General features: G+C 64.0%; 14 protein-coding genes. 2 read left to right on the forward strand and 12 right to left on the reverse strand.

Features of this window, described 5'->3' with window-relative positions; genetic code table 11:
• The first annotated feature begins 431 nt into the window (after positions 1–431).
• A complete protein-coding gene (locus tag HW554_RS13600; RefSeq protein WP_176909132.1) occupies positions 432–1,373 on the forward strand; it encodes a pepsin/retropepsin-like aspartic protease family protein in 942 nt (313 codons plus the stop codon).
• Here HW554_RS13600 and HW554_RS13605 read toward each other — a convergent pair.
• Positions 1,370–3,040, reverse strand: a complete 1,671-nt coding sequence (locus tag HW554_RS13605) for a Tn3 family transposase (RefSeq protein ID WP_176909133.1) — start codon at positions 3,038–3,040, stop codon at positions 1,370–1,372. The two genes, HW554_RS13600 and HW554_RS13605, sit on opposite strands and share 4 nt — an antisense overlap.
• Before the next feature lie 88 nt (positions 3,041–3,128).
• Here HW554_RS13605 and HW554_RS13610 point away from each other — a divergent pair, with 88 nt between their 5' ends.
• Positions 3,129–3,911: an IS5 family transposase gene (locus HW554_RS13610; RefSeq protein WP_176898300.1), complete on the forward strand. Its 783-nt coding sequence runs from the start codon at positions 3,129–3,131 to the stop codon at positions 3,909–3,911.
• Here the strand turns inward: HW554_RS13610 and HW554_RS13615 are convergent.
• The 11 genes from HW554_RS13615 to HW554_RS13665 form a co-directional block, all read right to left on the reverse strand.
• Positions 3,908–5,275 carry a DUF4158 domain-containing protein gene (locus HW554_RS13615; protein WP_176909134.1) on the reverse strand — a complete coding sequence of 456 codons (1,368 nt, stop codon included), beginning with the start codon at positions 5,273–5,275 and terminating at the stop codon, positions 3,908–3,910. The two genes, HW554_RS13610 and HW554_RS13615, sit on opposite strands and share 4 nt — an antisense overlap.
• A gap of 343 nt (positions 5,276–5,618) precedes the next feature.
• Entirely contained in the window at positions 5,619–6,425 is an 807-nt protein-coding gene (locus HW554_RS13620) for an enoyl-CoA hydratase/isomerase family protein (RefSeq protein WP_176909135.1), read from the reverse strand.
• 76 nt (positions 6,426–6,501) lie between these two features.
• Positions 6,502–6,891, reverse strand: a complete 390-nt coding sequence (locus tag HW554_RS13625; protein ID WP_176909136.1) for a muconolactone Delta-isomerase family protein — start codon at positions 6,889–6,891, stop codon at positions 6,502–6,504.
• A gap of 10 nt (positions 6,892–6,901) precedes the next feature.
• The gene (locus HW554_RS13630; RefSeq protein WP_176909137.1) at positions 6,902–7,810 is read right to left on the reverse strand and encodes an NADP-dependent oxidoreductase; all 909 of its coding nucleotides are present in this window, start codon (positions 7,808–7,810) and stop codon (positions 6,902–6,904) included.
• Positions 7,807–8,709 (reverse strand): NAD(P)H-binding protein, encoded by a 903-nt coding sequence (locus HW554_RS13635; protein ID WP_176909138.1) that lies wholly within the window; start codon positions 8,707–8,709, stop codon positions 7,807–7,809. The genes HW554_RS13630 and HW554_RS13635 overlap by 4 nt, the downstream gene beginning before the upstream one ends.
• Positions 8,710–8,796: 87 nt before the next feature.
• Positions 8,797–9,327: a VOC family protein gene (locus HW554_RS13640; RefSeq protein WP_176909139.1), complete on the reverse strand. Its 531-nt coding sequence runs from the start codon at positions 9,325–9,327 to the stop codon at positions 8,797–8,799.
• A 49-nt stretch (positions 9,328–9,376) separates the two neighbouring features.
• Positions 9,377–9,814: a VOC family protein gene (locus HW554_RS13645; protein WP_176909140.1), complete on the reverse strand. Its 438-nt coding sequence runs from the start codon at positions 9,812–9,814 to the stop codon at positions 9,377–9,379.
• Positions 9,815–9,906: 92 nt separating this feature from the next.
• On the reverse strand, positions 9,907–10,596 hold the full coding sequence (locus HW554_RS13650) for an SDR family oxidoreductase (RefSeq protein ID WP_176909141.1): 690 nt from the start codon (positions 10,594–10,596) through the stop codon (positions 9,907–9,909).
• 88 nt (positions 10,597–10,684) lie between these two features.
• Positions 10,685–11,569: a zinc-binding dehydrogenase gene (locus tag HW554_RS13655; RefSeq protein WP_218134722.1), complete on the reverse strand. Its 885-nt coding sequence runs from the start codon at positions 11,567–11,569 to the stop codon at positions 10,685–10,687.
• 21 nt (positions 11,570–11,590) lie between these two features.
• Positions 11,591–12,325: an SDR family oxidoreductase gene (locus tag HW554_RS13660; RefSeq protein ID WP_176909142.1), complete on the reverse strand. Its 735-nt coding sequence runs from the start codon at positions 12,323–12,325 to the stop codon at positions 11,591–11,593.
• Between the two features lie 51 nt (positions 12,326–12,376).
• The gene (locus HW554_RS13665; RefSeq protein ID WP_176909143.1) at positions 12,377–13,240 is read right to left on the reverse strand and encodes an MBL fold metallo-hydrolase; all 864 of its coding nucleotides are present in this window, start codon (positions 13,238–13,240) and stop codon (positions 12,377–12,379) included.
• Positions 13,241–13,255 lie beyond the last annotated feature (15 nt).

The following is a 13,255-nucleotide window of genomic DNA, read 5'->3' on the forward strand; positions in this document are numbered from 1 at the left end:
ATTGAGTAAACTGCTAGCAGCTGCCCAGCACCAGGTGCTCGTAGGCCCTTGCGGGGCTGGAGGAGTCTAAGAAACTCGTCTACGATTCAAAGTTTACGAAACGCGCCGAGGGGATGAGTTTCGTAAACTCGAAACAGACGCCTTTCCCGGGCGTGAGCAAACAGGATTTTGGGCGCATTAGGAAAGAGCGAATAGTCCCGACCTCATCTGGGTTGTGTCCTTTCACATAATTCATCTTATAATCCCGACCTTGGAAAAGTGATAGTTTTAAATTTGTTACTAGTCCCCTTTTAACATAGCATTTTATCGGAATATTTTTTTATAGGAGCAAACTTCTAACTACCAGCTCGGGAGACAAGCAACCTTATTACCTGCGACGAATCCTTATCATCAATTAATCACTCGACCTAGCTCTCAGTAGCCTTTTCCGCATGAAGAAATTATTACTGCTGCTTGTTCTTCTGGTAAGTGGGACCGCTCAGGCCCAACAGCCGCTGGGGGTGCCCGCTCTAGATCAGCTCGTGACGGCTCTCAACACTAAGTCTGTAGCGCCCCTTCAACCTTACCTGACGCCCGAAACCCGCATCGGTACTCTACCCGCCGCTTATACGGGCCAGGTATTGGCTCAAGTGTTAGCACAGGGCGCACCGGTTGAGAGCAGCCGCCTAGTGAGCCAGACGCCGGAAGGGGGCAACATGCGCTACGTGTGCGCCTTTACCCATAGAGGGAAATTGGTGCCAAAAGAAGTTGATATGCTGCTCTCGCCGGAGGGCAAATTTCTGGAACTTAACTTGGTAAAAGCGGAAGCCAAGCGGATTGACACTCGCTTTGGTCCCCAGGACTTGACAACTCCGCCTAGTGTTGAGGCACCCATGCGGTTAGTCGGTGGGCTTATCGTTGTGGAAGCTGAAGTAAATGGCCGGCGTGGGGCCTTTGTGTTGGATTCGGGGGCCCCGTCGCTACTGCTCAACCAACGGGAGTTCGCGGCGCCTGGTAGTCAGGCTACTCTCTCGGTGGGCGGCCCGCAGGGGGTTAATGGTACGGTAGGTGGGGCCTCATACTGCGCCGTTCAGCGCTTTGACTGGGCCGGCATCAGTTTCCAGAATAAGGAGACGTTAACGCTTGACTTGGCTAAGATCGAGCAGAAGCTAGGCGGCACCGTGCTATTGGGCATCATCGGCCAAAACCTACTCAGCCAGTACGCCCTCACACTAGATTACCGCGCCGGCCGGGTGCAGTTGCGCAAGCCGGGCACTCCTGATACCACCGTCGCCCAGCCTCTCTTGCGCTTGCCGTTCACGCTACGCGGGCATCTGCCAGTGATAGAAGCCATGGCGGGGTTCTCGTTACAACGGGGCGAAAAATTACGCTAAGCCATTGCAGCCGTCGGCGCGACCGCCTGTCCTGGTTGGCGCAAGGGGCGTAAGCCGTTGCGGAGCAAGGTTTCCTGCTCGGCGAAGGTGTATTTGCCCAGCCGGTTGATGTGCTCGAAGCGGGCGGGGGAAAGATGGACCAAGTCCTCGTCGTGCACGGGATAGCCTTCGGCCCGCAGCTGCGCAATCACTTCCTGCATGTACACGGTGTTCCAGACGACCACGGCGTTGGTGAGCAGATTCAGGCAGCCCACCACTTCTTGTTGGGCTTCTTCCTGTTTGCGGCGCAGTACCCCGTCGCCCCCGAACCAGAGCCAGCTGCGCAGCGCGTGCAACTGCTCGCCTTTGTTGAGCTGCGTGTTGATTTTGCGGCGCAGGGGCTGGTGCAAGAGGTAGCGCAGGATGAAAATGGTTTTCACCAGCCGGCCGTATTCCTGCAAGCCGTAGGTCAATTGATGCTGCCGGGGATAAGCTTGAAGCTTACGGATGAAGAGCGAAGCCGTCACGTAGCCCCGCTTCAGGGAGCCGGCGACGCGCACCAAGTCTTCCCAGTGGCGGGCCAGGTAGTCGGGATTTACCTGCCCGGTAAATTTAAGGGGTGGGTAGGCCACGTCCAGACCCTTGACTTTGCTCAGCTTCTGGTCGGCAATGTCGCGCAGGCGGGGCGTGAACTCCAGGCCCAGCAAGTCGAAGAGGGCAAACACCAGGTCGGTGTAGCCGGCCGTGTCGGTGGTGTGCTCCAGGATTTCGAGCTCCGTTTCGTTGCCCAGGATTTCGTCCAGCACATACGTGGCATCGCGCTCGGTAGCGGCGATGACCCGGCTGCCGAACTGGGCGTATTGGTCGGCCGTGTGGGTGTAAAATGTGACGCCGCGGCCGTAGCCGAAGTACTTGGGCAGGGCCCGGGCGTTGTGCACGGCCCCGGAGACAGGAAAACGCTGGCCGTCGGACGAGGATAAGGTGCCGTTGCCCCAAAAGGCTGCCAGCCACTGCCGGTGCTGGTAATTGACCAGCTGGGTGGTCGCCGGCCGTAGCGTTTCCTCCCGCAGGCAGCTGCGGGCCGTCCACCACAGCGCCTGGTAGTCGAGGCCGGTGCTCTGGGCCATGTCGGTGAGTGGAATCGTGCAGCCCAGGGCCAGTAGGCTGGCGTAGCGCAACGTGGCGTGCTGCACCTGGCGCGGGGCTTGGCCCTCCAGCGGCCGCAACTGGGGCGCAAACTGGGTCCAGCCGTCCACTTCCACCAGCAGGTCGGTGAGCTCGACGCGGGGCAGGCGGCGCGTGATTTCCTCCTGCAAGGCCCTGACCGAAGCCGGTAACTCTTCGGCCTGCAGGCGGGGCACGACCAGGCGGCCGGCGGCCTCGTCAAGGTAACTCCCGTGGCCGCTGCCGAGCAGGGCCTCGACCTGGGGCAGGAGCTCTTGTAACTCGGCGATGCGCTGGGCAATCCGCTCCACGGGCTGGGCGGGTAAATTGAGTTGCTGGCAGGCATCGGCCCGCACGGCCGCCCATTCGTTGGCCGGGAGCAGGTAGCTTTCCAAGGGGGCGTACTGACGCGAGTCGGGTAAGTACACGTCCCCCGAGCGCAACCGCTCCCGGAGCGTTGTGAGCACGCCCAACTCGTATGCTTGGCGGTGGCCACCGGCCGTCGCCGTTTCGGCAGCCCACACGAACTTAGAGCGTGTTTGGGAATTGGCTAGGGCAAAAAGAAACGAGCCAGTAAGTTGCGACGGGAGTTCCTAGGCTCCGATTCGCATTATGGTTGACGGCTATCAACCCCTTACTGACTCGCAGTGGCAAGTTATTGCGCCGCTGCTACCGCTGCAACGTAAGCGGCACTTGTGTTTGCGCCAAGTCGTTGATGCCTTGCGCTACATATGTCGCACGGGCTGCCAATGGCGCAGCCTGCCGGCTTGTTTTCCGCCCTGGTCGGCGGTGTACTACTATTTTGCCCGTTGGCAAAGCACCGGCATGCTGCACCGATTGAATGAGGCCAGCAACCGCGCTGACCGGCTGGCGAGTAAGCGTTTGCCCACCCCGTCGCTAGCCCTGGTCGACGCGCAAAGCGTCAAGTTGGCCCCGCGCCTGGGCCAGCAGCGGGGCCTCGACGCCCACAAGCGTGTCAACGGGCGCAAACGGCAGGTGCTCTGCGACACGGGCGGGCGCATCTGGTGCGTGCATGTGCACGCGGCCAACGGCCACGACAGCCGGGCAGCGGTGCCCCTACTACCCCGCCCCACGCAGCTGCGCCCCGCCTGGGCCAGCCGGTTACGCAGGGTGCTGACCGACAAAGCCTACGGTGGCCAATTCGCGCAGCACGTGCAGGAGCTGGGCTGGCAGCATCACGTGGCCAGTCGGCCGCCTAGTGCCACGCGTGGGTTTGTCCCAGTGGCCCAGCGCTGGGTCGTGGAGCGTACCTTCGCCTGGCTCAATTGCTTTCGCCGGCTCGCCATGGATTACGAGCGCACAACGGCCAGCCATGCTGCGTGGCTGCTGGTCGCCAACTTGACCATGACCTTGCGCCGAGCAACAGCCAACTAATTCCCAAACACGCTCTTAGTCCAGGTAGGTGTTAGAAAGGCTTGCGGCACGTCTTCGGGCAGCTTGCGCCGCTTTCCGGCTTGCAAGTCGGCCACCAGCGCAAGCGCTTGGGCGAAATCGTCGCCCTGGTAGGCGTGGGCAAAGTGGAGCTGCGCGAGCAGCTGGCCGGAAAACTGCTTGACGCTGGTGTAGCGTTCGGCGAGGAAGGCCAGATGGGAATGGCGGCTGGGCTGCAACAGGGCCTGGCTCACTTCCAGGGCTGTGAGCAGGGCCTCGCGGGAGAGGGTTTTGTAAATCATGGCCCGTAGGTCCGGCCCCGGTACGTCCTCTTCGTCCACGACCAGGCGGGCCGCTTCGCCCAGGGTCAGCAGGGCCTGGTCTTTGGCGGCGGCCATGCGCTGCTGGTAGGCGTCGAGGTCGCGGCGCGCTTTGGCGGTGGCCCCTTCCCAGTACTGGTCAAATAACTCGACAACGGCGTCGGTCAGTGCCAGCAGGCTCTCGCGCAAAAAGGCCACCAAGGCGGGGTAGCGCTTTTCCGGGCTCAGGCGCTGTAAATAGCTGTTACGCCGCGCCCGTACCAAGCGGGCCAGGCGCTTTTGCCGGTTGATGTGCAGGCCGCTGGTGTCCCAGGCCGGCACCCCCAGCTGCTGGAGAAAGGCTAGTTTTGCCAGCGCCTGCGTCAGGGCGAGGGGGCTGGCCGTGGTTGCGGCCTGGCACAGCCAGCGGTGCCGGGTGCGGGCGGCGGGGGTGTCGTCGGGCACCAGCAGCGCGTCGAGCGTGGCCAACAGACCGGGTTGGTCGAGCAGCGGGCGTAGGCGGCGGAACGATTCGCGGTGCGCCTGCTCGGCCAGGCTGCCCACCAGCCGTTCCAGCGTGCCGATGGCCGGGCGCAGCAACCGGTGCTGGCGCAGCTTTTGGCAGGCCAGGTCCAGCAAGAGCCGCTCGTTGTCGTGTTCGAGGGCCCGCTCCAACAGCCACGGTTCCAGCCACCCTTGTTCCAGGGGCGTCCACTTGCTCCAGCCCAGGTGCTTGAGGGCCGCCTGCAGGTGGGCCGTGCGCGTGGCCTCCCGGCTGCCGTACCCGACCAGGTCCACGAACGCGCCGTCGGCGAGCTGCCCGGCCACGAAGGTCCGCAGCTCCGCGGGCACGTGCATCGCCCACTCATCGGGCAGGTAGCCCAGGTAGCGCAACAGGCCCAGGTGCAGGGCCACCCCCAGCCGGCTCGTGGCCCCGCGAAAGGTGGCCACAAAGTCCCGGTCCGCTTCGCTCAGGTGAAAGTGCTGGCGCAGGTCGCGCTCGGCGATGGTGGCCGGCATGCGCTGGTAGCGTTGGCGCTCGGCTTGGGTAAGAAAATCAACAGGCATGTGAGATGGCAACTCGTCGCGGTACTACGGCGCATGCTCTTTTACTTCGGGGCACTTCCGTTCCGGACTTTCAATGAGGGTCCAATCGTGCCCATGCGTTGCCGAATTAGACTACGCGGGAGAAGTTTTTGTCGCTTTACCGCGCCGTCTATACAATTGTGGGGTCGTGAGCCAGTGTTTGAGCCGGGGCACCGCCCCAAAACCCATGCAGGGCACCAGCAGGCTGGTGACAATCAGGCCGGGCCGCCTAGCCGCTACCGCCGGTGGACCCAGCGATTAGCACTATTTTGTCCGCGAACGTAGGCAGGCGTATTCGCTCGAAAAGGGCGAAGGAAGCGGGCGGCTACAATGCTTTTTGCACGAAGACGTCGTTGACGGTGATGCCTTCTAGGGCCATGCCGTGGCCGAGCTGCTCGGTGAACTTGCGGCGCAGCTCCCAGTTGAGGGCCTGCCGGGTGTAGCGCAGGGTAAGGGGCGGCAGCTGGCTAAGGTCCTGGGCGATGGCCCGGGCCCGGGCCAGGAGCGCCTCGTGGCTCGGCAGCACCTCGGCCACGATGCCCCACTCCAGCAGCTGCTGGGCCGTGAACTGCTGCTGGAGCCACAGGTAGTGCTTGATGCGCACGGGCCCCAGCAGCTCCTGCCAGATGACCTGCACGCCGTCGCCGGGCACGATGCGGCCGGGCAGGTGCCCGGCGTCGCGGAACAGCACGTTGTCGGTCGCCAGCAGCACGTCGCAGAGCAGGGCCAGCTCGTTGTGAAACAAGACGGGGCCGTTCAGGGCCGCGATGATGGGCACCTCGAGTTCGAGGTGACGCAGCCCCAACAGCTTGCACCGGGAGTAGTACTCATCGAATCCTTCGGGCGTGCCGCTCTCGGCCGGGTTGCCCAGGTCGGCCCCGCCGATGAACGCGTCGCCGGTTCCGGTCAGAATCAGCACCCGGTTCTCGCGGTCGGCCCCGATGTGGTAGAATAGGGACAACAAATCCTCGTACACCGACAGCGCAAAAATGAGCGGCCCGCCATCGGAATGAAGTTGCGCGGTGAGGATGCCGTTGTCCGTGCGCGAAAGGCGCACGTGGCGGTAGCGGTGCTGGTACTCGGCGAGCGTAACCCGGCTGCTGCGGGCGTGCGGGGAATCGGCAGACGACATGGGGGACAGCGAAGAAGTGAAAAGAAAAAGGAGACGGGAGAACAGCTTCCGCCGGCCGCAACGGGACCCGGCCGGCCTAGGGGTAGTGGATTTCCAACGGCTTCACGGCCAGCTGCATGTGCGGAAAAAAGGGCAGGGTGGCGAGGACGGCCGCGGCGGCCTGCTCCGTGGGCGCCCGCACCACGAGCCAGCCGCGCGAGCGGTCCGTGGCCAGCAGGACCTGCTCCAGGTGCGGGCCCGCCAGCAGGTGTTGCGCCTGGGCGCGTTCCGCCGGCGCCTTTGCGGGGTCCGGGAGGGTTTTCCAGGTGAAGGCAAACAGGTAGCGTTCCATGCGGGCGGGGAAGGGCGGAAAGGCGAAACGGACACGCGGGTGCGGGGCGCGGCCAGAAAGAGGCAGGGAGGTCGCCGTTTCCAGCGGGCCGAAAAAAAGGCTTTTCGCTCCGCCCAAGCGCCTGGTTGAGTTCAAGCCGAGAAGGCTACCCTGGCGTGGTGAGGACCAGTTTGCCCCGCACGTGCCCTTGCCGACTCAGGTCCAGCGCCTCCGCCGCGGCGCTCAGGGGAAAGGTTTGCTGCACGTGTACCCGTAGCTGGCCGGCGTCCAGGAGCTGGCCTATTTGCTGCAGCTGGCTGGCATCGGGCACCACCAGGAAGTTGGCGGCCCGCACGCGGTGCTGCAGGGCCTGCTGCTCGTTGGCTGCGCCTACGGCGGACACGAAAAACCCGCCTTTTTTCAGCACCGCCCACGACTTGTCGGCCGTGGCCCCACCCACCGTATCCACCACCACGTCCACCGCGGGCAGGGCGCGTTCAAACGCGGTGCGGCCGTAATCGATGAACTCGTCCACGCCTAACGCCCGCACGAAGGCTTCGTTGCGCCCGGAAGCGGTGCCGATGACGTAGGCCCCCTTCCATTTGGCCAGTTGGGCGGCAAACAGGCCCACCCCGCCCGCCGCCGCGTGCACCAGCACCCGCTGCCCGGCCTGCACGTTGGCGTAGTCAAACAGGGCCTGCCAAGCCGTGGTCGCGGCTACGGGGACCGCCGCCGCCTGCTCGTGCGACAGCGAGCGGGGCTTGCGGGCCATAAAATCGGCGGGCCCCGTGATGTATTCCGCAAACGTGCCGTCGGCCACCACGCCCAGGCTGCCGTACACCGCGTCCCCGAGCTGGAAGGCGTGGACGCCTGGCCCCAGGGCGGCCACCACCCCGGAAAAATCGCAGCCGGGGGTTCTCGGCCGGGTGGAGGAGGCGTGGCTGAGCATTTTCCAATCGACCGGATTCACGCCGGCCGCCAGCACGTGCACCAGCACCTGCCCCCTGCCCACGGCAGGCATGGCCTTGTCGGCGTAGTGCACCGATTGCGGCCCGGTAGCGAGGATGGCTTTCATGACCGGGTCAGCAAGGGGGTGGTGGCAAAGGGATTCACGGGTTGGAAGGCCTCGGCGTGTTCCAACAGAAAGGCCCCGAGCTCTTTCGGCGGGCGCCCCAGCAGGCGGCCCAGGTCGGGGCGCACGCGGTCCACGACGCCCCCGGTCCGAATTTCCTGGTTGAATCCCTGAATGGCTTCCTGCAGCCACCGGGGCACGCCCGCTTCCTGTAACTGCGCGGCCACCTGCTCGTCGCTGAGCGGTTGAAAGGCAACGCGGCAGCCCAGCAGCAGCGTGAGCAGGTTGGCTACCTCGAACCAGGAATAGGCCCGGTTGCCGGTCAGGGCGTAGGTTTTGCCGGCGTGCCCTTCCGTGGTTAGCACCGTAGCCGCCGCATCGGCGACATCGGCGGCATCCACGAAGGCCTGCCGCCCGTTGCCGGTCGCGGCCCGCAGCAGCTGGTCGTGGCAAATGCTCTGCTGGTGGTCCCGGAACAGGTTTTGCATAAAAGAGGTGGGGCGCAGGATGGTATACGCCAGGCCCGACTCCGCCAGCTGCCGGTCCGCTTCGGCGTGCCAGCGCGAGAGCCGGATGCGCGGCTGGTCGGCCCCGCCTTCCGAATGCCGCACGATGTACGGCACCCCGGCGGCGCGGGCCTGCCGGAGCACGGCTTCGGCCACTTCTGCAAACTGCTCCACCACGGGCATGACCCAGAAGAAGCGGCTCACGCCCTGGAATACCGCCCGGGGAAGCTCACTCGTCGTCATATCGGCTTCGGCCTGCTCAATGCCGAGGGCGTCCCATTCCGGGTGGGGCGTGGCGGTGCGGGTAAGCACCCGCACCCGGTGGCCGGCGCGAGCGAGCTGCGGGGCAAGCAGGCGCCCGACCACGCCAGTGTTAAGCAACAGGACGTTTTTCATGACACGCAGGAAAAAAGATGAGAAAGGAGTTGAGAAGCTTAGCGATGGGGCCGCCTAATTCGCCGGGCCGGGTGGTCCGGCCCGCATTTACCGATTGGCCAGCATTTGCTCGTAGCTGTGCGAAAACAGCTCCAGCACGTTGCCAAACGGGTCGTAGCAGTACACCAGCTTGAACTGGTCCTGGTCCTGAATGGGGCTCCACACCTGGCTGATGGGCCGCCCCCCGGCCGCCAGAATGCGGGCCAACAAGCCTTCCACGTCCGGGTGGGTGAAGGCCAGGTGCCAGGGGCCCGGCTTGTAGTACAGCTCCTCAATGGGCGACGCCGCCGGGGTGGCCGGGTCCAGGAACTGGAACATCTCCAGGCCGATGCCATTGCCCATGGCGACCTGCGCGACGCGCGTTTTGCGCATGGTGGCCCCGGCAATGTCCACGTATATCTGGCCGGCCAGGCCCGCCTGGCCCTCTACTTCGTAAGGGCCCATCAGGACCGTGAAGCCGAACAGCTGCTGGTACCAGGCCAACGCCTGGTCCAGGTCCGGTACGTTCAGGCCCACGTGGTTGAAGGCGACGGGATACGCCGCCCGGGGCGCGTCGGGGGTATTGGATGGATTTTCCATGGGTATGGATAGGAGTAAAAAAAGGGTGAAGGCAGTGGATGAATCGGCCTTACAGGCCTTCGATGAGCTGGACCACGGTGCCGTCGGGGTCGTGCAGGCAGACGGAGCGGACCCCTTGGCCAAAGGCGGCGATGTCGCTTAGAAATCCAATGCCCTGGGCCTGCAGCTGCTGCACGGTCTCGTCCAAACCTTGCACCACCAGGCACAGGCGGGCCCAGCCCACGTGGTTGAGGGTGGAATAGGGCGCGCCCACCGGGGTGGGGTCCAGCCACTGGCACAGGTCGATTTTCATGTTGCCCGTGCGGCCGGGTGGGGCTAGGTGCACGACCCGCAGGTGCCCGGCCGGCAGCTGAAACGCCTGCGCAATGCCGGGGGCATTCAGCTCGCCGACGTCCCGTAATACTTCCAGGCCCAGGGTCTGATAAAAGGCGACGCTCCGCTCCAACTCGCGGCAGTTGAGCGTGATGTGGGAAAAGTCGGTAATCATGGCAGCGCGGGGTTAGGAGAATGAGTGAAGACAAATTCAGGGCAGCAGGCAGCAGCAGGAAGCGCTTCCCAGCGAGAAGTGCGCCGGTCCTATTAGCGTGCTTGGGGCCAGGTGCCGAGTCGCTCGCCATTGTCCACGTCGACGACGGCGTTGGTGACGGCCGGATTGCTGAGCACGGCTAAAATCATGGCGGCGACATCCTCCGGTTGACCGGCGTGCTCGGTTAACTGCCGGTCTGGTCGCATGCCAATTCCCCCCGGTGACACCACGTTCACCCGGATGGGGGCTAGTTCCAGCGCGGCAGCCCGGGCCAGGGCTTCGATGCTCCCGTGCAGCGTACTCCAAAACCCGAACCCGACCCCCGGCCGCCGGCCGCTGCTACCCGAAATCAAGGTAACCGAACCCGTTGGACGCACGGCCGTGGGGGCGTAATGCACGGCGTGGTACGCCATCCAGAACCGTTCGAATGGCTCTCTGGCGTCGGAGGGCTCGGTGTTCACCAAGCTTCCCGCCGAGCCGGAGCTGGAAGCCGTCAGCACGAGGTGGTCCAGCGGGGCCAAAGCGGTCAGCATGGCGGCCATTTGCCGCGCGTCGGCCGCATCGGCGACGTACGACTGCACCGCTGTAGGCAGCGTTTTACCTGCTTCGGCCAGCCGGGTGGCTGAGCGGCTTGCAATAATGACCTCTGCCCCAGCCTGCAGGGCCAAATGAGCCACGGCCAGCCCCATTCGGCTGCCGCCACCGACGACCAGCACGCGCTGGCCTTGCAATGCGTGGTTCATGTGTTTAAGATTGGTGGATGTATGGAAGGATTTTACAGGTGCCGAAGCAGCGGGCATCTTTAGCGTGGTTTGGCTACTGCGGAGCCAGCTAAAGGTCTAGCACTGCTTTGCCATTGATGTGTCGTGCTAGCAGCAATTCGGCAGCGGTTGGGAACCGCTGCCAATCCCTACGCCAGACAATTTGCGTATCCAACTGTCCTTGGGCGACCAATACCAGTAGGCGCTCCAGGTCGGCTCGCAAGTGGGTGCCTAACCCAAAGCGCAGGTATTGGCTTGGCGCCAGCGTCGGGAGCTGCGCCTGACTGCCGGAAATGTGAACCAGTAGGCCCGTCGGTTTAAGCAGCCCCGCCGCCGCGTGCAGCAGGTCATCTCCGCCGCATTCGAGCACGGCATCCACCGGGGCCAGGTTGGCGGGCAGCGTTGTCACCACCTCCTGGGCCCCCAGCGTTTCTAATCCTGCCGTACGCGCTGAGGTGCTGGCCTGTGCTACCACGTGCGCCCCGGCGAGCCGGGCCAGCTGCACCGCGAACCGGCCTACGCCGCCCGCTGCCCCGGTGATGAGTACGCGCCGCCCGTGCACGTTGCCACAGGCTTGTAGCGCCCGCCACGCCGTGCCCGCCGCCACGGGCAGCGTACTGGCCACCCCCAACTCCACCTCGGCCGGCACGACGGCCAGGTCGTTCAGGTTTACGGCGCGGTACTGCGCCCAGCCGCCGCGCCAGCCGAAGGCTACAACCCGGGTTCCGGCCGGAAACTCGCCCGCGGGCTGCAGGAGTACGCCGGCCGTGTCCCAGCCGAGTATCGTCCCGGCTGGCTGCTGCCGCAGGTCGCGCACTTCGCCGCGGTTCAGCGAAATGGCCCGCACGGCAACCAACGCTTGCCCTCTACCGGGCACCGGAATGGGGACCTCCCGCAAGGCAATGCCCTGGGAAACCTGCGGGTCGGTGACCCACGCTTGCATGGTATTGTTCATAAAGAAGATGGTGTGGCATGGTTAAACCAAGGCCAATCCCCCGTCAACCGATAGAATGGTGCCCGTGGTGTAGGAATTGGTCATTAAAAACAGGATGGCGTGGGCCAGCTCGGCGGGCTCGCCGAGGTGACGCACCGGCAGGCTTTCCCGCGCCCAGTGCGCCTGGCGCTTGCGTTGCTCCTCGCTCAGGTTCTGCCATACCCCGGTGTTCACAACACCAGGGGCTAGCACGTTTACCCGGACCGGGGCCAGCTCGGCGGCCAGCGTGCGCCCAAAAGCTGCCACGGCAGCGCTGGCGGCCGACATCACTGAAATGCCGCTCTTCGAGGGATTGAAGATGGACGCGCTGGCTACAAAGGTCATGGACCCGTCCGGTGCCATGTGGGCCGCCGCGGCCCGGGCCACGAAGAAGGTGCCCCAGAATTTTTCCATGCCCCGCTGAGCATCGGCCGTGGTAAGCTGGGTGATGGGCGCGCTCAGCTTGGTTTCGTCGGCCACGGCGGTGACCACCAGGTGGTCCACAAGGCCAATTTCCGCGAAAAGACGGACAACGGAGTTTTCGTCGAGCATGTTGACCGCGAAAGCCTCCACTGCGCCAGGCAGCTGCTGTTTGACCTCCAGCAGGCGTGCCAGGTTACGGCTGGCCAGCACCACGCGGGCACCGGCCACGGCGGCCGCTTCGGCTACGGCCCGGCCCATGCCGGAGCTGCCGCCAACCACGACCACCCGTTTATTCTTTAAAGCAGCATATTCCATGGGACAATTGAAATAGGGTTGAGTCCTTCAAGGCAGAGCGTTATCGGGTGCCTACTCGCCGTTCACCTGAAATTCCTTAACCAGCCCATCCATACTCAGCTCCATCATGTCGGGCTGCCCGCCGGGGCGGCCTTTGCCCGGGTACTGCTGGTTGATTTGGGCCGTCAGTTGTTGCTTTTGCACCGGATTAAGCGCCTTTTTACCGTTTTTCAGGTACGCGTCGTGTACCGTTTTGCGCACGTATTGGAAGTAGTCCAGCTGGCGAGCAATAAGGGGCGCGGCCGGCCCAGAGGCTCCGTGGCCGGGGTGAATGATTTTGGCCTGCGGAAAGCGTGACGGCAGGTCCTTTAGCGTTTTGAGCAGCTGCGCCGAATGCAGTTCCAGGAAAAAAGGCTGCATCTCATTGAGCACGATGTCGCCTGTGAACAGCTCGCCGGTTGCGGGCAGGTAATAGGCCGTGGCACTGGTGGTTTCGCCGTTGCCCAGCTCCTTGGTTTGAATAGTGACGCCGGCAAGTGTGAGGGTCGCGTTATCGGCAAACACCTTGTTGGGCAAGGGGATGGTAGCGGGGTTAAACGTTTCGTTGCCCGGGATGGACTTCATGAATTTCATGTAGCCATTTGGGTCGTTTTTGATGGTGGCCGTCGTAACCTGGGAGGCATAGATATCTACTTGCGGGTAGGCCCGGCGAAACAATTCCAGCCCGGCGAAATGGTCCGGGTGGCCGTGGGTGATGAGGATAGCCCGCACCGGTTTGCCCAGCGCCTGTACCTTCCGTAACGCTTCCCGGGCATGGGGCAAATCCCGTTGCACGTCGATTACCACCACTTCCTTGGGCGTTTCGATATACCAGGTGTTGACCGTGCCGGGCCCCGCGTAAGTATAGACGCCCACCTTGTAAGCACCCGCTGGCACGCGTGGTTTGGCGCT

This window comes from Hymenobacter lapidiphilus (assembly GCF_013377885.1).
In the GTDB taxonomy this organism is placed as follows: Bacteria; Bacteroidota; Bacteroidia; order Cytophagales; family Hymenobacteraceae; genus Hymenobacter; species Hymenobacter lapidiphilus.

Coding starts and splice junctions, on each gene's coding strand:
- HW554_RS13600 (WP_176909132.1), top strand. CDS start 432: ATGAAGAAATTATTACTGCTGCTTGTTCTTCTGGTAAGTGGGACCGCT.
- HW554_RS13610 (WP_176898300.1), top strand. CDS start 3,129: ATGGTTGACGGCTATCAACCCCTTACTGACTCGCAGTGGCAAGTTATT.
- HW554_RS13615 (WP_176909134.1), bottom strand. CDS start 5,275: ATGCCTGTTGATTTTCTTACCCAAGCCGAGCGCCAACGCTACCAGCGC.
- HW554_RS13620 (WP_176909135.1), bottom strand. CDS start 6,425: ATGTCGTCTGCCGATTCCCCGCACGCCCGCAGCAGCCGGGTTACGCTC.
- HW554_RS13630 (WP_176909137.1), bottom strand. CDS start 7,810: ATGAAAGCCATCCTCGCTACCGGGCCGCAATCGGTGCACTACGCCGAC.
- HW554_RS13635 (WP_176909138.1), bottom strand. CDS start 8,709: ATGAAAAACGTCCTGTTGCTTAACACTGGCGTGGTCGGGCGCCTGCTT.
- HW554_RS13640 (WP_176909139.1), bottom strand. CDS start 9,327: ATGGAAAATCCATCCAATACCCCCGACGCGCCCCGGGCGGCGTATCCC.
- HW554_RS13645 (WP_176909140.1), bottom strand. CDS start 9,814: ATGATTACCGACTTTTCCCACATCACGCTCAACTGCCGCGAGTTGGAG.
- HW554_RS13650 (WP_176909141.1), bottom strand. CDS start 10,596: ATGAACCACGCATTGCAAGGCCAGCGCGTGCTGGTCGTCGGTGGCGGC.
- HW554_RS13655 (WP_218134722.1), bottom strand. CDS start 11,569: ATGAACAATACCATGCAAGCGTGGGTCACCGACCCGCAGGTTTCCCAG.
- HW554_RS13660 (WP_176909142.1), bottom strand. CDS start 12,325: ATGGAATATGCTGCTTTAAAGAATAAACGGGTGGTCGTGGTTGGCGGC.